At 67.5% G+C, this 16,648-nt stretch carries 15 protein-coding genes and 1 tRNA gene; 10 read left to right on the top strand and 6 right to left on the bottom strand.

All coding sequences use genetic code 11. The features are described 5' to 3' along the window. Positions 1–69: 69 nt before the first annotated feature. Genes A5681_RS23860 through A5681_RS23850 form a run of 3 tightly spaced genes read left to right on the top strand, consistent with a single transcriptional unit; the run spans position 70 to position 1,903 of the window. On the top strand, positions 70–510 hold the full coding sequence (locus A5681_RS23860) for a DUF402 domain-containing protein (RefSeq protein WP_067281533.1): 441 nt from the start codon (positions 70–72) through the stop codon (positions 508–510). After that, positions 495–1,475: a non-homologous end-joining DNA ligase gene (gene ligD / locus A5681_RS23855; RefSeq protein ID WP_067281531.1), complete on the top strand. Its 981-nt coding sequence runs from the start codon at positions 495–497 to the stop codon at positions 1,473–1,475. Before A5681_RS23860 ends, ligD begins: the two co-directional genes overlap by 16 nt. Before the next feature lie 11 nt (positions 1,476–1,486). Beyond that, positions 1,487–1,903 (top strand): hypothetical protein, encoded by a 417-nt coding sequence (locus A5681_RS23850; protein ID WP_067281529.1) that lies wholly within the window; start codon positions 1,487–1,489, stop codon positions 1,901–1,903. Between the two features lie 27 nt (positions 1,904–1,930). On the opposite strand, the gene A5681_RS23845 is transcribed toward A5681_RS23850, so the two are convergent. The 4 genes from A5681_RS23845 to polA all read right to left on the bottom strand — a co-directional run bounded on the left by A5681_RS23845 (position 1,931) and on the right by polA (position 8,389). Beyond that, positions 1,931–2,896: a DUF2889 domain-containing protein gene (locus A5681_RS23845; protein WP_067281526.1), complete on the bottom strand. Its 966-nt coding sequence runs from the start codon at positions 2,894–2,896 to the stop codon at positions 1,931–1,933. Positions 2,897–2,902: 6 nt separating this feature from the next. After that, positions 2,903–4,117: a dephospho-CoA kinase gene (coaE, locus tag A5681_RS23840; RefSeq protein ID WP_067281524.1), complete on the bottom strand. Its 1,215-nt coding sequence runs from the start codon at positions 4,115–4,117 to the stop codon at positions 2,903–2,905. A 10-nt stretch (positions 4,118–4,127) separates the two neighbouring features. Continuing rightward, positions 4,128–5,567, bottom strand: coding sequence for a 30S ribosomal protein S1 (gene rpsA, locus A5681_RS23835; protein WP_067281522.1), 1,440 nt, complete (start codon positions 5,565–5,567; stop codon positions 4,128–4,130). Between the two features lie 161 nt (positions 5,568–5,728). Next, positions 5,729–8,389 (bottom strand): DNA polymerase I, encoded by a 2,661-nt coding sequence (polA, locus tag A5681_RS23830; protein WP_197498713.1) that lies wholly within the window; start codon positions 8,387–8,389, stop codon positions 5,729–5,731. 146 nt (positions 8,390–8,535) lie between these two features. Here polA and A5681_RS23825 point away from each other — a divergent pair, with 146 nt between their 5' ends. Both A5681_RS23825 and A5681_RS23820 read left to right on the top strand, forming a co-directional pair. Next, positions 8,536–8,976 carry a Zn-ribbon domain-containing OB-fold protein gene (locus tag A5681_RS23825; protein WP_067281510.1) on the top strand — a complete coding sequence of 147 codons (441 nt, stop codon included), beginning with the start codon at positions 8,536–8,538 and terminating at the stop codon, positions 8,974–8,976. Further along, positions 8,976–10,172: a lipid-transfer protein gene (locus tag A5681_RS23820; RefSeq protein ID WP_067281857.1), complete on the top strand. Its 1,197-nt coding sequence runs from the start codon at positions 8,976–8,978 to the stop codon at positions 10,170–10,172. The genes A5681_RS23825 and A5681_RS23820 overlap by 1 nt, the downstream gene beginning before the upstream one ends. Before the next feature lie 102 nt (positions 10,173–10,274). On the opposite strand, the gene A5681_RS23815 is transcribed toward A5681_RS23820, so the two are convergent. Further along, positions 10,275–10,889 (bottom strand): ANTAR domain-containing response regulator, encoded by a 615-nt coding sequence (locus tag A5681_RS23815; protein WP_197498707.1) that lies wholly within the window; start codon positions 10,887–10,889, stop codon positions 10,275–10,277. A gap of 114 nt (positions 10,890–11,003) precedes the next feature. Between A5681_RS23815 and A5681_RS23810 the strand changes: the two genes are divergently transcribed. After that, positions 11,004–11,080: transfer RNA gene (locus tag A5681_RS23810), tRNA-Leu, on the top strand. 522 nt (positions 11,081–11,602) lie between these two features. Here the strand turns inward: A5681_RS23810 and A5681_RS27300 are convergent. Then, positions 11,603–11,755 (bottom strand): hypothetical protein, encoded by a 153-nt coding sequence (locus A5681_RS27300; RefSeq protein WP_156738128.1) that lies wholly within the window; start codon positions 11,753–11,755, stop codon positions 11,603–11,605. A gap of 264 nt (positions 11,756–12,019) precedes the next feature. Here A5681_RS27300 and A5681_RS23805 point away from each other — a divergent pair, with 264 nt between their 5' ends. The 4 genes from A5681_RS23805 to cydB all read left to right on the top strand — a co-directional run bounded on the left by A5681_RS23805 (position 12,020) and on the right by cydB (position 16,623). After that, positions 12,020–13,360 carry an adenylate/guanylate cyclase domain-containing protein gene (locus A5681_RS23805; RefSeq protein ID WP_067281504.1) on the top strand — a complete coding sequence of 447 codons (1,341 nt, stop codon included), beginning with the start codon at positions 12,020–12,022 and terminating at the stop codon, positions 13,358–13,360. A 28-nt stretch (positions 13,361–13,388) separates the two neighbouring features. Then, on the top strand, positions 13,389–13,985 hold the full coding sequence (locus A5681_RS23800) for an HdeD family acid-resistance protein (RefSeq protein WP_156738127.1): 597 nt from the start codon (positions 13,389–13,391) through the stop codon (positions 13,983–13,985). An 88-nt stretch (positions 13,986–14,073) separates the two neighbouring features. After that, a complete protein-coding gene (locus tag A5681_RS23795; protein WP_067281501.1) occupies positions 14,074–15,546 on the top strand; it encodes a cytochrome ubiquinol oxidase subunit I in 1,473 nt (490 codons plus the stop codon). Positions 15,547–15,582: 36 nt separating this feature from the next. Continuing rightward, positions 15,583–16,623, top strand: a complete 1,041-nt coding sequence (gene cydB, locus A5681_RS23790) for a cytochrome d ubiquinol oxidase subunit II (protein ID WP_067281497.1) — start codon at positions 15,583–15,585, stop codon at positions 16,621–16,623. Positions 16,624–16,648 lie beyond the last annotated feature (25 nt).

Genomic DNA, 16,648 nt, shown 5'->3' with positions numbered 1-16,648 from the left:
TCCATCCATCCGCCCAAGCACGAGACGTTCGACCTGATCGCCCGCACCAACACCGATCCCAAGGGCATCGTGCGGGACGTGGACGACTATGCGGTCCACCCGTGGGGACTCTACGTGGCCCGACCCACACCCGGCCGCGCCCAATTCCATTACCTCGAGTCGTGGTTGCTGCCCTCACTCGGATTGCGCGCCACGGTGTTTCACTTCAATCCCGGCCACGAACGGGATCACGACTACTACCTCGACGTGGGCGAGTACACGCCCGGACCTCAGGTGTGGCGTTCGGAGGATCACTACCTCGACATCGAGGTCCGCACCGGCGACGGCGCGGACCTGGCCGACGTCGACGAGTTGCTGGATGCCGTCCGGCACGGCTTGTTGACGCCGGAGGTCGCCGAGGGGGCCGTGCGGCGCGCCGTGGACGCCGTTGCGGGGTTGGCCCGCAACGGCTATGACCTCTCCCGCTGGCTGGCCGGCCACGGGATGGAGCTGACGTGGCGCGAGACATAGCCGCGGGGCTGCCCGATGAACCGGTGCCCGACTGGCGATCCCCCACGCTGGCGACGCTGACCGACGAGCGGTTCTCCGATCCGCGCTGGATCTTCGAGCGCAAGTTCGACGGGATGCGCTGCCTGGCCTTCCGCGACGGCGACCGGGTGCGGCTGTTGTCGCGAAACCGCCAGCCGCTCAACGGAACCTACCCGGAACTCGTCGACGCGCTTGCCGCCCAGGGCGCGACCCGCTTCGTCGTCGACGGGGAGGTGGTCGCCTTCGAAGGCCGCCGCACCAGCTTCGCCAGGCTGCAGGGCCGGCTGGGCATCACCGACCCGCAGGTCGCCCGCGCATCGCCGGTCCGCGTCTTCTATTACCTGTTCGACCTGTTGCATCTGGACGGCAAGTCGACGCTCGACGCGCCGCTGTTGTTGCGTAAGCGGTTGCTGCGCAACGCGATCGAGTTCGCCGACCCGCTGCGGTACACCCCGCACCGGGTTGAGGACGGCCTGGCCGCCTACCGCGCCGCCTGCGCACGCGGCGACGAAGGGGTGATCGCGAAGCTGGCCGAGTCCCGATACGACGGTGGCCGGTCAAAGAATTGGCTGAAGTTCAAGTGCGTGCGGGACCAGGAGTTCGTGGTCGGCGGCTACACCAGCCCCAAGGGCAGCCGGGTGGAGCTCGGGGCGCTGCTGCTGGGCTATTACGACGGCCGCGACCTGGTCTACGCCGGCAAGGTCGGCACGGGCTTCGACGAGGCCACGTTGCGCCGTCTGCACGAGCGGCTGTCGGCGATCGCCCGGGACACCCCGCCCTTCACCCGCGGCCTGGTGCGGGAAGCCGGCGCCCATTGGGCGCAGCCCGAGCTGGTGGTCCAGATCGGTTTCACCGAGTGGACGCGCGACGGGAAGCTGCGCCACCCGCGTTATCTCGGCGTCCGCACCGATAAGGAAGCCGGCGAGGTCGTGCGGGAGAGCGGGTAATGTCACCAGCTATGAGTTACACCGGCCGCAGGCTGCCGCCGATCACCGCGATCGCGATCATTGCCGTTGCCGCCCAGCTGAGTCCGGCGACCGCGCGGGCGGACCTGCACAACATCACCTACCGTGCCCGTATCGATGCGTTGACGACCGGCAGTCAGGCCACCTTCGTCATCAACGGCGGCCAGACCAACACCACCAACCTGCCGTCCATGCCCGGCAACGTATTCGAGGCCAACACGGTGCTGCCCGACCCCCAGCAGGCCGGGATGCGGATAGTGCTGCATTTCCCCTACGCGGCGAACGTGCACTGCGAGATCGACGTCGACGACGCCGTTTTCACCCAAACCGATCAGTTCGTCAAACCGGCGGCCGGCAACGCCGACCCCAACAGCGGGGCGCTGCAGTGCGGCGCGCCGCTGCCCGCCTGAGATCGAAGGACGGGATTGTCGACCTGCTTACCGGCTATCCAACAGGGCGTCCAGATCGGCGATCGCGCGCAACGTGTCGTTGAGGTGGGTGCAGGTGCTGGTGCCGACGAATTCACCGCGGACGCGGTCGCGTAACTCGGCCAGAGTCATACCGCGGATGCGGGATGCGCTACCGATCGCCCCCGGGCACTCCTGCCAGGGCAGCACCCGCACTTCCGCGTTCACCCCGGTGATCACCCGCCTCGAGGTGTCAATCGTGCCGGCGACCGTGTACTCGTGCACGATCGTCTCCACCAAGTCGTCGTCCACGTGAGAGTCGCGGAAGTGGGCCTGGAACTGCGCCGGCCCGGTGTCGAAGTCCGCCAGATCCAGCCGTCGGTACCTGCGCATCCCGCGCGCTCGCAGCGGCTCCACTTCGTGTAGTCCGCTCAGCGGCGGCGCCACCGGGCCGCGGCCCGTCGGGATGACATCGTGCCGCCGGGTGTACGCGATCAACGAAGCGTCCGGCGCGAAACCGGCGCAGATGCCGGCCATCCGGTCGGCGATGCCCAGCGGCATCTTCTCCTCGACGCCCTCGATGATCGCCGCGTATTGGGTGGCGTATCCGGACACCAGGGTTGCACCGACCCAGTCGTCGAGCAGCAGATGCAGCAGGCTGGCGCGCTCCGCTTCCTCGGGGAACAGCCGGCCAACCTTCGCCCGGAATCCGGCGCCGACACGACAGCCCAGCAGTGCGTCGAGACCGGCGGGCGAAGTGATGTCGTCGACGACCTGATCGGTGAGATGCGCCTGCATTCGGATCTCACCGAGTACCTCGACGCGTCCGTCCTCGGCGCCCACCACGTCGCGCGCCCGCAGGTCGGCCAGGGAGCCGCCCGCCCCATCCGGATGGGTGTCGATGGTGCTGGTGCGCCGCCGTCGTCCGGCCACCAGCTGCGGCGCCTCGTCCACGAAGGGCCGCCGCGGGCCCAGGATGTCGTTGACGAACGGCATCGTGGCTCAGGGCTTCCAGCCGGTGGCGTCGGCCCACGCCCACGCCCGCCGATAGGCGTCGGCGAACCAGGGTTCCTTGGCCTCGACGTACGACGCCGTGTCGCCGCCCGCGCGCTCGGCGGCCGCCCGCTTGACGTTCACGTATTCGGCCGCCACCTCGGGCTCCGCGGTCATCCAGTCCTTGAACAGCAGGGCGAACTGCTGGCCGGGCCAGCCGTCGACCCGCAGGTGCACGTTGGTCGGCCGGCCCGGGTCGGCCGAGCCGTGAAAACGTTTGCGCCACAGCGATGGATCGTCGCTGTAGTCGTATTCCTCGACGCGGCTGCGGGCTTGCGGCTTGGCGACGTCGGCGCCGATGCCCTCGATCCGCGGGTAACCCGCGGCGAGCAGGGGCTCGGCGAGTTCGTCGGCGACCGCCAACGATTCGACGGTGATCTGCACGTCGACGACGTCCTTGGCGGGTAACCCCGGCACGGCGGTCGAACCGATGTGGTCCACCCGGATCGCCCGGTGGCCGCAGGCGGTCTTCAACCGGTTGACGATGCGAAGGGCCTGATCCGGCCACGTCGCGTCGGGCGGCACCAACCGGGCCGCCGCCCGGGCGGCCCGATGCCGACTCAGGTTGTGCGCGAACGGCAGTATCCGGTTGTCCCACACGTCATGGGCCCGTCGCACCAGGTCGTCCGGGCTGCCGGAGTTGTCCACCCAGACATCGGCGACGGCGCGGCGCTGCTCGTCGGTGGCCTGTGCGGCGATCCGGGCGCGGGCGTCGGATTCGGGCATGCCGCGCTGATCGACCAGCCGCCGCAGCCGCACCTCGACGTCGGCGTACACGATGACGACGAGCGGAAACAGCGGCGCCATCCCCGATTCCACCAGCAGCGGAATGTCTTCCACGACAACCGAATCCGCGGGCACCGATTCGATGATCTCGGCGCGCCGCTTGCCCACCAACGGGTGGACGATGCCGTTCAGCTTTTGCCGCGCCTCGTCGTCACGGAACGCCTTGGCGGCCAACGCCGGACGATCCAGCGATCCGTCGGGCAGCAGGATGTCGTCACCGAAGGCCTCGACCAGGGCCGCCAGGCCCTCGGTGCCCGGCTGGACCACCTCGCGCGCGATGACGTCGCCGTCGACGATGACCGCCCCGCACTTCGCGAAGGTGGCCGCCAGCGCGGACTTGCCGGCGCCGATGCCGCCGGTCAACCCGATACGCAGCATGCGGTGCGGCTTAGGCGTTGCCGGCGAGTTTCTCCCGCAGCGCGGCCAATTGGGCGTCGCTGGCCAGCGAGCCACCGGCCGCCTTCTCCTCGCGCGCGCCGTTGCCCGACGACGGTTCGGCGTGCCCGGCCGCCTCGGCCGCGGCGAACTTCTCCATCTGCGCGGTGTGCATCTTGTGCCGGCGCTCGGCCTCGGCGTACCGGGCCTCCCACTCGGCGCGCTGCTTCTCGAAACCCTCGAGCCATTCGTTGGTCTCGGCGTCGAAGCCCTCCGGGAAGATGTAGTTGCCCTGCTCGTCGTAGCTGTCGGCCATGCCGTACTTCGCCGGGTCGAACTCCTCGGTGTAGTCCTCGTTGGCCTGCTTGAGCGACAACGAGATCCGGCGCCGCTCCAGGTCGATGTCGATGACTTTGACCATGGCGTCGTCGCCGACGGCGACCACCTGGTCGGGCACCTCGACGTGGCGCTCGGCCAGCTCGGAGATGTGCACCAGGCCCTCGATGCCCTCCTCGACGCGAACGAACGCACCGAACGGCACCAGCTTGGTGACCTTGCCGGGCACGATCTGGCCGATGGCGTGCGTGCGGGCGAAGTGCCGCCACGGGTCTTCCTGAGTTGCCTTGAGCGACAACGAAACCCGCTCGCGGTCCATGTCGACGTCGAGCACCTCGACGGTGACCTCGTCGCCCACCTGGACGACCTCGGACGGGTGGTCGATGTGCTTCCAGCTCAGCTCGGAGACGTGCACCAGCCCGTCCACACCGCCGAGGTCGACGAAGGCGCCGAAGTTGACGATGGAGGAGACGACACCCTTGCGGATGGCGCCCTTCTGCAGCTGGTTGAGGAACTCGCTGCGCACCTCGGACTGGGTCTGCTCCAGCCAGGCACGACGCGACAGCACCACGTTGTTGCGGTTCTTGTCCAGCTCGATGATCTTGGCCTCGATCTCCTTGCCGATGTACGGCTGCAGATCGCGGACCCGGCGCATCTCGACCAACGATGCGGGCAGGAAGCCGCGCAGGCCGATGTCCAGGATCAGACCACCCTTGACGACCTCGATGACGGTGCCCTTGACGGCCTCGTCCTTTTCCTTGAGAGCCTCGATGGTGCCCCAGGCGCGCTCGTACTGGGCGCGCTTCTTGGACAGGATCAGGCGGCCCTCTTTGTCCTCCTTGGTGAGAACCAGGGCCTCGACCTCGTCGCCGACGGAAACGACCTCACTGGGGTCGACATCGTGCTTGATGGAGAGCTCGCGGGCGGGGATGACGCCCTCGGTCTTGTAGCCGATGTCGAGGAGCACCTCGTCCCGGTCCACTTTGACGATCGTCCCCTCGACGATGTCGCCATCGTTGAAGTACTTGATCGTTTTGTCTATTGCGGCAAGAAAATCCTCGCTGGAACCGATGTCGTTGACGGCTACTTGGGGCGAGGTGACGGTGGGACTCGGCATGTGGTGGGTTGCTCCGGACAGGTTGGGTCGTAGGGACAAATCTGGGATTTACCTATTGAGGCTACTCGACTGCGTACACGCTGGCCAAACCCGGGCGGCCCAGCCTGCGCGTTTCTGACGAGAACATGACGTGTCGGCAAAATTCCGGGGCCGAAGTTTCACTAATGCGCGGCCGCGTCCCAGGAGCGGCCGTAACCCACCGAAACCTCCAGCGGGACGTCGAGCGGGTACGCGCCGCCCATCCTCTCGCGCGCCAGGGCCTCGACGCGGTCCCGCTCGCCGGGCGCGATTTCGAACAAGAGTTCGTCGTGCACCTGCAGCAGCATGCGGGACTTCAGTCCGGCCTCTTTGATCGCCTTGTCGACCTCGATCATCGCCACCTTGATGATGTCGGCGGCGCTGCCCTGAATGGGCGCGTTGAGCGCCGCGCGCTCGGCGGCCTCCCGCACCTGGCGGTTGCTGCTGTCCAGCTCGGGCAGGTAGCGGCGGCGGCCCAGCACCGTCGAGGTGTAGCCGTCCTTGCGGGCCTGCTCCACGACGTTCATCAGATAGTCGCGCACGCCGCCGAACCGGGCGAAGTAGGCGTCCATCTGCTCCTTGGCCTCCTCGGTGGAGATCTTCAGCTGCTGCGACAGCCCGTACGCGCTCAACCCGTAGGCCAGCCCGTACGACATCGCCTTGACCCGGCGGCGCAGCTCGGAGGTGACCTCCTCGATCGGCACGCCGAACGCCCGCGAGGCGACGAACGAATGCAGGTCCTCCCCGGTGTTGAAGGCCTCGATGAGGCCCTCGTCCCGCGACAGGTGCGCCATGATCCGCATCTCGATCTGGCTGTAGTCGGCGGTCATCAGCTCGCTGTAGCCCTCGCCCACCACGAACGCGTCCCGGATCCGCCGGCCGGCCTCGGTGCGGATCGGGATGTTCTGCAGGTTCGGCTCGGTCGACGACAGCCGGCCCGTCGCCGCGATGGTCTGGTTGAAGGTGGTGTGGATGCGCCCGTCGGAGGCCACCGAATTCAGCAAGCCGTCGACGGTCACCTTGAGCCGGGTGGCGTCGCGGTGCGCCAGAAGGTGTTGCAGGAACGGATGTCCGGTCTTGTCGAACAGCGACTGCAGGGCGTCGGCGTCGGTGGTGTAGCCGGTCTTGGTGCGCTTGGTCTTCGGCATCTGAAGCTCGTCGAAGAGCACCGCCTGCAACTGCTTCGGCGAGCCCAGGTTGATCTGCTTGCCGATCACCGCGTAGGCGGCTTCGGCGGCGTCGCGGATCTGGTGGGCGAAGTCGCTCTGCAACTCGCCCAGCAGGTCCAAATCGACTGCGATGCCGGTGTGTTCCAGCTCGGCCAGCACCCGCTGGACCGGCAGCTCCATGCCGCCCAGCAGCGACGTGGAGTTGATGCGGGCCAGCTCCTCGTCGAGGGCATCGGCCAGGTCCAGCACCGCGACGGCCCGCAGGATCAGGGTCTGCACCGCTTGGTCGTCCGTCCCCTCGGGATCGTCGAGAAGCGAAAGCTGTTGCTGCTCAGCCGTTTCCGCACGCAGCTCGCGGCGCAGGTAACGCAGGGACAGGTCCTCGAGGGAGAAGCTGCGCTGACCGGGACGCACCAGGTAGGCGGCCAGCGCGGTATCGGAGGTCACGCCGGCCAGCGTCCAGCCGCGGCCGGCCAGGTCGTGCATCGCCAGCTTGGCCTCGTGCAGCGCCTTGGGCGGGCCCGGGTCGGCCAGCCAGGACGCCAGCGCCGCCTCGTCGTCGGGTTCCAGCGCGGAGGTGTCGATGTAGCGGCCCTCCCCGTCGGCGGACACGATCGCCAGCGCGGTGGCGTCGGCGTCGTAGGCCAGGTGGGTGCCGACGACCGCCAGGCCGAACCGCTTGCCCGAGCTGTGTTCGGCCAGCCACACGGCCAGCTCGCCCGCCTGCAGCGCCCCGCCGCGCACGTCGAACCCCGCGTCGACCTCGGGCTCCACCGCGGCCAGCGTGTCGAACAGCCGGTCCCGCAAGACCCGGAACTCCAGGTCGTCGAACAGGCGGTGGATCTGGTCGCGGTCCCACGGCAGCATGCGCAGCGTGTCCGGGGTCTGCGCCAGCGGCACGTCCTTGACCAGGTCGGTGAGCTCGCGGTTGCGGATCACGCTGGCCAGGTTGGCCCGCAGCGCGTCGCCGACCTTGCCCCGCACCGAGTCGACGTTGTCCACCAGGCCCTGCAGCGAGCCGTATTCGGCGATCCACTTGGACGCGGTCTTCTCCCCCACGCCGGGGATGCCGGGCAGGTTGTCGCTCGGATCGCCGCGCAGGGCCGCGAAGTCGGGGTACTGCGTGGGGGTCAGCCCGTACTTCTCGACGACGGCCTCGGGCGTGAACCGGGTCAGTTCGCTGACGCCCTTGCGCGGGTAGAGCACGGTGACGTCGTCGCTGACCAGCTGCAGGGAGTCCCGGTCGCCGGTGACCACCAGCACGCGGAAGCCCTCGTTCTCGGCCTGGGTGGCCAGCGTCGCGATCAGGTCGTCGGCCTCGAAACCCGGCTCGGCCAGCACCGTGATGCCCAGCGCGTTCAGCACCTCCTTGGTGATGTCGATCTGGCCGTGGAACTCGTCGGGCGTCGACGAGCGGTTCGCCTTGTACTCGGGGTAGCGCTCGGAGCGGAACGTCTGCCGCGAGACGTCGAACGCCGCGGCGACGTGGGTGGGGGCCTCGTCGCGCAGCAGGTTGATCAGCATCGCGGTGAAGCCGTAGACGGCGTTGGTGGTCAGGCCGCCGCGGGTCTTGAAGTTCTCGGCGGGCAGCGCGTAGAAGGCCCGAAATGCCAGCGAATTGCCGTCGAGCAACATCAGTGTCGGCTTGGTGTGTTCCTCGGTCGTCTGAGCGGGCGGAGCGGGCACGGCTATCACTCTAGGCACCCGGACCGACGAGCCAGGCGCCGCCGCAGAACTGCAACACGTTTCAGTTTTGTGTTGGGCCTGGGTAGTCTGGCCGAGTGCCAGAGGTCACCAGCCAAGAACCCGCGATCGACGGATGGTTCGCCACCGACGAGGCCGGCCAGCCGCACCTGATCGGCGGCAAATGCCCCGAGTGCGGCACCTACGTCTTCCCGCCGCGGGAGAACAACTGCCCCAACCCGGCGTGCGCCAGCGACACGCTAGAGCCGGTCGCGCTGTCGACCCGGGGCAAGCTGTGGAGCTACACCGAAAACCGGTATCCGCCGCCGGCGCCCTACCCCGCCCCGGATCCCTTCGAGCCCTTCGCCATTGCCGCGGTCGAGCTGGCCGACGAGGGACTGATCGTGCTGGGCAAGGTGGTCGAGGGCACGCTGGCCGCCGACTTGAAGGTCGGCATGGAGATGGAGCTGACCACCATGCCGCTGTTCACCGACGATGACGGCGTGCAGCGCATCGTCTATGCGTGGAGGATCGCCTGATGCCCGAACCGCTTTACATCCTCGGCGCCGGCATGCACCCGTGGGGCAAGTGGGGCCGCGATTTCACCGAATACGGGGTCGTGGCCGCGCGCGCCGCGCTGGCCGAGGCCGGCCTGGACTGGCGGCAGATCCAGTTGGTCGCCGGCGCGGACACGATCCGCAACGGCTACCCGGGCTTCATCGCCGGGTCCACGTTCGCCCAGAAGCTCGGCTGGAACGGCGTGCCGGTGAGCTCGAGCTACGCCGCGTGCGCCAGCGGCTCACAGGCGCTGCAGAGCGCGCGCGCCCAGATCCTGGCCGGCTTCTGCGACGTCGCGCTGGTGATCGGTGCGGACACCACCCCCAAGGGCGCGTTCGCCCCGGTCGGCGGGGAACGCAAGAACGATCCCGACTGGCAGCGATTCCACCTGATCGGCGCGATGAACCCGGTGTACTTCGCGCTGCTGGCGCGCCGACGGATGGACCTCTACGGCGCGACCACCGACGACTTCGCCCAGGTGAAGGTGAAGAACTCCCGACACGGATTGCAGAACCCGAACGCCCGCTACCGCAAAGAAGCCTCGCCCGAGGACGTGTTCGCCAGCCCGGTGGTGGCCGACCCGCTGCGGCAGCTCGACATCTGCGCCACCTCCGACGGCGCGGCGGCCCTGATCGTGGCCAGCGCCGAGTTCGCCCGCAAGCACCTCGGCTCGCTCGACGGCGTTCCTTCCGTGCGCGCCGTCAGCACGGTCACCCCCCGCTACCCCCAGCACCTGCCCGAATTGCCCGACATCGCAACGGATTCCACCGCCGCGGTGCCCGCGCCGGAGCGGGTGTTCAAGGATCAGATCCTGGACGCGGCCTACGCCGAGGCGGGCATCGGGCCCGAGGACGTCAGCCTGGCCGAGGTCTACGACCTGTCCACCGCGCTGGAGCTCGACTGGTACGAGCACCTCGGGCTGTGCCCCAAGGGCGAGGCCGAGGCGCTGTTGCGCAGCGGCGCGACCACCATCGGCGGCAGGGTCCCGGTCAACCCGTCGGGCGGGCTGGCCTGCTTCGGCGAGGCCATCCCCGCGCAGGCCATCGCGCAGGTCTGCGAGCTCACCTGGCAACTGCGCGGTCAGGCGACGGGCCGGCAGGTGGAGAACGCCACGGTCGGCGTCACGGCCAACCAGGGCCTGTTCGGCCACGGCTCCTCGGTGATCGTCGCGCGCTGACGGCGCTTAGCCGCCCAATGTGCAACGGGGGCGGCCTCATTCGGCGTGTCGTCGCCCTGAGCGCACCCCGAAAGCCGTCGGCGCACGCTCGACGGCCCAGCGCTACTCGTCGTCGGTGTCCAACGTTTCCAGGACGACCTCGGCGACCCGCTTCATCGTGGTCCGCCGGTCCATCGCGGCGCGCTGAATCCACTTGAACGCCTCGGGCTCGGTCATGCCCTGCTTGGTCTGCAGCAGCCCCTTGGCGCGTTCGACGAGCTTGCGCGTCTCCAGCCGCTCGGACAGCGTCGCCACTTCGCGTTCCAGCTCACTGATCTCGGCGAAGCGGCTCACGGCCAGCTCGATGGCCGGAATCAGGTCGCTGATAGTGAAGGGCTTCACCAGGTAGGCCATCGCGCCGGCGTCGCGGGCGCGTTCGACCAAGTCCCGCTGGCTGAACGCGGTGAGCACCACGATCGGGGCGATGCGCTTGCTGGCGATCTCCGACGCCGCGTCGATCCCGTCGCGGCGCGGCATCTTCACGTCCATGATCACCAGGTCGGGCCGATGGCGCTCGGCCAGCTCGACGGCTTCCTGGCCGTCGCCGGCCTCCCCGACGATCTCGTAACCCTCCTCTCGGAGCATCTCGGCGAGGTCCAGTCGGATGAGCGCTTCGTCCTCGGCGATCAGGACCCGGCGCGGCACAGCTGCGTCGGTGTCGGTCGTGGGGCCTGTCATGACGGACATTGTGTCGTGAACGCCTCGAACCAGCGACCTCGGGGGCGGTGAGATGGTCCGCGGCACCAAATCCTTTATGGTGGGAGGCTGCCTCTAACCTAGGAGGCCGAGCAAGCCCTCGTATCCCAACTGGCAGAGGAAACGGACTCAAAACCCGTCCAGTGTGGGTTCGAATCCCACCGAGGGCACCATCAGCGGCAGCGCCCTTCTCACGGGCGGCGCCGGAAAGGTCGACGCGGTCCTGCGCGGCTGCGCGGGCAAACCCGCCACACCTGGCGTAGGCCCCCGGGACCCTGGAGTCGATCGGAGGGGTCGCCCAACAAACTCTTCGGGGGTCCGGCCCCAGGGCGCGATCGCTGTGTGCACGCCGGCGGGCCGCGACGGGGCCCCCCGCGGCAAACCGGCTGCGGCTGATAGCCGCCTCTCCGATACCGAAGTCGGCGCGATGCGCGGGGGTAGCAAGCCTCCGGCTTGGAAAAGCCACAAAATACGTTCCAAAGGTATGGAATAGGCCCCATTTAAGTACCGCGAAATTTAACTCCGGCTTTGCATTCAATCGCGGCGCGACGGTTCATGATGAATTCATACTAATTCGGGTAACTAGCAACTCACGCCGCCGAAACACAATTAACAACGGCTCCCATCGACCCCTCACGATGGGCGCCGCTCCGCGAGCTAACTCCAGTCCGGCGGTGGCACCGAACGCCACCGCGTTAGCGGCTGATGCACACTTGTTCTTCCGAGTGCACCACGTTGACCTGCATCGGATCGCTCTGCATCGAGTCGGTGGCCACCCGCAGCAGCGAGGCCGCGCCGTTACACCCCACCCCGCACGCGGGCGTTGCCGCCGCGGTGCACGCGAGCATAAGCGCGATTCCAATCCTGCTGCTGAGACTTGCCATCCCGCACCCCCGCATTAGAGGAACACATGACCCACATCACAGCCCGACATATGTTTAATAACACGTCGGAAAAATTTGCAAAACCCTCATACGGAAAATCTTTTTTACAATTTTTTCTCGACCCGCTGACGCCGCCCGTGGACCGGCACCGGTAGCGGCGGCCGAGACCTGATTCCGCCTCCGCCGTCGGGGCCGACAAATCCGAGCTCAGCGGGTTACGCTTTGACCGTGGCGGCGAAGAAGTGCGGTGCCCCACCGGTGTCAGCTGGCGAGCCGAACCGCCCGGACTGCGTAGCCGCGGTGCGGGCGCAGACCCGCGACCGCAACCAGCACTACGTCGCCAGCGCCGCGCGCCGCGCCCGGATCTTGACCATCACCGCGTGGCTGGCCGTCCTGGTCAGCGTCAGCTTCGTTCTGGTTCAGATCCTGGGCGGATCCTGGTTGTGGCAGGTCAGCTCCATCAACGTCCTGGGCGCCATGGTCTTCGCGATGGTCCCGTGGCTGCAGCGATTCGGCGAACTCGTTGCCCCGCTGACGTTCTTGGGCGCGGCCTACGTGTCGGTCTTCGCCAGCTGCGTCGACGTCGGCACCGGCTCGGGCGCTCAGTTCTTCTTCCTGGTGGGCGCCTGCATCGTGGTGCTCCTGCTGGGGATCGAGCACATCGTCCTGGCGTCAACGCTGGCGGCGGTCGCCGCCGGCCTGATCATCGCCGTCGAATTCTTGATCCCCCGCGACACCGGCCTGCAACCCGCATGGGCGCAGTCGGCGGGATTCGTCATCACCGCGATCTCCAGCGTCGTGATGGTCGTCGTGACGGTGTGGTTCGCCCTGCGCGACACCGCTCGCGCGGAGGCCGTGATGGAGGCGCAGTACGAGCGCTCCGAAGCGCTGTTGGCCAACATGTTGCCGGCCAGCATCGCCGAGCGGCTCAAGGAGCCGGACCGCAGCGTCATCGCCGACAAGTACGACGTCGCCTCCGTCCTCTTCGCCGACATCGTCGGGTTCACCGAACGAGCCAGCAGCACCGCTCCGGCCGATCTGGTGCGCTTCCTCGACCGCCTCTACGGCGCCTTCGACGCGCTGGTGGACAGGCACGGACTCGAGAAGATCAAAGTCAGCGGGGACTCCTACATGGTCGTCAGCGGGGTGCCGCGCGCACGCCCCGATCACGCCCAGGCGCTCGCGGACTTCGCCCTCGACATGGCCAATGCCGCGGCCGCACTGAAGGATCCGCATGGCAACGCGGTGCCGCTGCGGGTGGGCATGGCATGCGGGCCGGTGGTCGCCGGCGTCGTGGGCTCGCGCCGCTTCTTCTATGACGTGTGGGGCGACGCGGTCAACGTCGCGTCCCGAATGGAATCCACCGACTCCGTCGGCCGAATTCAGGTGCCCGAGGCCATGTACGAGCGCCTCAAGGATGAGTTCGTCCTACAGGAGCGCGGCCACATCGACGTCAAAGGCAAGGGCCTCATGCGCACCTGGTATCTGATCGGGCGCAAGGCGGCCGGCGAAACCACCGAGGAAACCGGCGACCTGCTGACCGAGGATTCGCGCACCGCCCACGTGTAGCCAAAGTGCCCTATACCGGGGGCGGCGATTGTGTCAGACTGCGGCCATGCAAACCACACCCGGACCTCCTCCAGCTCCAACTCTGTTGCCGCATCTGTGGAAATCGACCCTGATATCGGGAATTCTGTCGCTCGCCCTCGGCGTCGTGGTGCTGGCGTGGCCCGGGATATCCATCGTCGTCGCGGCGACCGCGTTCGGCGTGTACCTCTTGATCACCGGCGCGGCGCAAGTGTTCTTCGCGTTCAGCCTGCATGTCTCGGCGGGCAGCCGGATACTCCTGTTCATCAGCGGCGCCGCGTCACTCATCTTGGCGCTCTTGGCGTTTCGTCATTTCGGTCAGGGTTACGCAATTCTGTTGCTGGCCATCTGGATTGGCATCGGATTCATCTTCCGCGGCGTCGGCACGACGGTCTCAGCCATCCAGGACCCGCATCTGCCGGGTCGGGGATGGGCGATCTTCATCGGCGTGATCAGCCTGCTCGCCGGCATCGTCGTCCTGGCCTCGCCGCTCGAATCGATTGTCACGCTGGCGCTCGTGGTCGGGGTGTGGTTCGTGGTCATCGGCATTTTCGAGATCATCTCGTCCTTCGGCATCCGCAAGGCGTCCAAGACACTGACGGGCTGACGGCGGTTCTCGCTAGCGCCGGCCCCGACCCTTCTACTACAATCCGTAGTAGCCGTGCCCACGGCTCCGCTGTATCGGGAGATGACAGATGAATGTCGTCGATATTTCACGGTGGCAGTTCGGTATCACCACCGTCTACCACTTCATCTTCGTGCCGCTCACGATCGGCCTGGCGCCCCTGCTGGCCGTCATGCAGACGGTGTGGGTGGTCACCGACAACGTCGCGTGGTACCGCCTCACCAAGTTCTTCGGCAAGTTGTTCCTGATCAACTTCGCCATCGGCGTGGCGACCGGGATCGTCCAGGAGTTCCAATTCGGGATGAACTGGTCTGAGTATTCGCGGTTCGTCGGCGACATCTTCGGGGCGCCCCTGGCCATGGAGGGGCTGTTCGCCTTCTTCTTCGAGTCCACCTTCATCGGGTTGTGGATCTTCGGCTGGGGCCGGCTGCCGAAACTGATCCACCTGGCCTGCATCTGGATCGTCGCCATCGGCGTCAACGCGTCCGCGTTCTTCATCATCGTGGCGAACTCTTTCATGCAACATCCGGTCGGTGCGCACTACAATCCCGCGACGCACCGCGCCGAACTCGACAGCATCACCGCGCTGCTGGGCAATAACACTGCGCGGTGGGCGTTTACCCACACGGTGACCGGCGCGTTGCTGACCGCGGGAACGTTCGTCGCGGCGGTCAGCGCCTGGTTCCTGGTCCGGTCCCGCCGCCCGGAAACCGCCACCCCCGCCGCCGAATCGAATGCGCGCACCATGTTTCGGCCGGCGACCATCCTGGGCTGCTGGGTGGTGCTGCTCGCCGCCGTCGGCCTGTTCTTCACCGGCGACCGGCAGGGCAAGCTGATGTTCGTCCAGCAACCGATGAAGATGGCGTCGGCGGAATCTCTATGCGCCACCGAAACCGACCCGGACTTTTCGATCCTCACCGTCGGCACGCACAACAACTGCGACAGCATCACCCGGGTGATCGAGGTGCCCTACGTGCTGCCGTTCCTCGCCGAGGGCCGGACCAGCGGCGTGACGTTGCAGGGCGTGCGCAATATCCAGCAGGACTTCGAGCATCGATTCGGCCCGAACGACTACCGGCCCAACCTGTTCGTCACCTACTGGTCCTTCCGCCTGATGATCGGTTTCCTGGCCGTACCGATCCTGTTCGCCCTCGCGGCGCTGTGGCTCACCCGCGGCGGCCGGGTCCCCAACCAACGCTGGTTCTCCTGGCTGGCGCTGCTGACCATTCCCACGCCGTTCCTGGCGAACATCTCCGGGTGGGTCTTCACCGAAATGGGCCGGCAACCCTGGATCGTCGCCCCGAATCCGACCGGCGACCAACAGGTTCGGTTCACCGTCCGCGAGGCCGTGTCGAACCATCCGCCCGGCATGGTCATCACGTCGCTGGTCACCTTCACCCTGGTGTACGCCGTGCTCGCGGTGATCTGGTTCTTCCTGCTCAAGCGCTACATCACCGAAGGGCCGCGGGAACACGACGCCGAACCGGCTCCCCCGCCCGCACCCGGCGACGCCGAGGTGGCCCCGCTGTCGTTCGCCTACTAGGCCCGAAGAACCCACGACTCGGAAGGGAGCTGATCGATGGGGCTGCAGCAGTTGTGGTTCGGCATCATCGGATTGCTGTTCCTCGGCTTCTTCGTTCTGGAGGGCTTCGACTTCGGCGTGGGCATGCTGATGGAACCGCTCGCGCGCGTCGGCATCGGCGAGCCGGAACCGATCCGACGCACGGCGCTGAACACCATCGGCCCGATCTGGGACGGCAACGAGGTCTGGCTGATCGTCGGCGGCGCAGCGATGTTCGCCGCCTTCCCGGGCTGGTACGCCACCGTGTTCTCGACGCTGTACCTGCCGCTGCTGGCCATCCTGTTCGGCATGATCCTGCGGGCAGTGGCGATCGAATGGCGCGGCAAGATCGACGACACGAAGTGGCGGGGCTGGGCCGATTTCGGCATCGCGGCCGGGTCGTGGCTGCCGGCGATTCTGTGGGGGGTGGCCTTCGCCATCCTGGTTCGCGGGCTGCCGGTGGACGCCGACGGCCAGGTTCACCTGTCGGTCACCGACGTGCTCAACGCCTACACGCTGCTGGGCGGCCTGGCCACGGCCGGGCTGTTCCTGTTCTACGGCGCGGTGTTCATCTCGCTGAAGACCTCCGGTGCCATCCGCGACGACGCCCACCGGCTGGCGGTGTGGCTGTCGCTGCCGGTGACCGGACTGGTTGCGGTCTTTGGGATCTGGACGCAACTGGCCCACGGCAAGGACTGGACCTGGGTGGTGCTCGGGGTCGCGGTGGTGGCGCAGCTGGCGGCGGTGCTGCTGGTGTGGCGGCGCCTGTCCGACGGTTGGGCCTTCGCCTGCACGGCGACCGTCGTTGCGGCGGTGGTGGTGCTGTTGTTCGGCGCGCTGTACCCGAACCTGGTGCCCTCGACGCTGAACAAGCAGTGGAGCCTGACCATCTACAACGCCTCCTCGACGCCCTACACCCTCAAGGTGATGACGTGGGTGACGGCGTTCATGGCCCCGCTGACGGTGGTGTATCAAGCGTGGACGTATTGGGTTTTCCGGCAACGGATCTCGGCGGATCGGATACCTGAGTCCATCGGCCTGGCGAGGCGGGTGTCCTGAGCGCGACGGATTCGCCGCCCGACTC

Source organism: Mycobacterium scrofulaceum (assembly GCF_001667885.1).
GTDB classification, from domain to species: domain Bacteria; phylum Actinomycetota; class Actinomycetes; order Mycobacteriales; family Mycobacteriaceae; genus Mycobacterium; species Mycobacterium scrofulaceum_C.
This window is presented reverse-complemented; position numbering and strand designations above follow the sequence as displayed.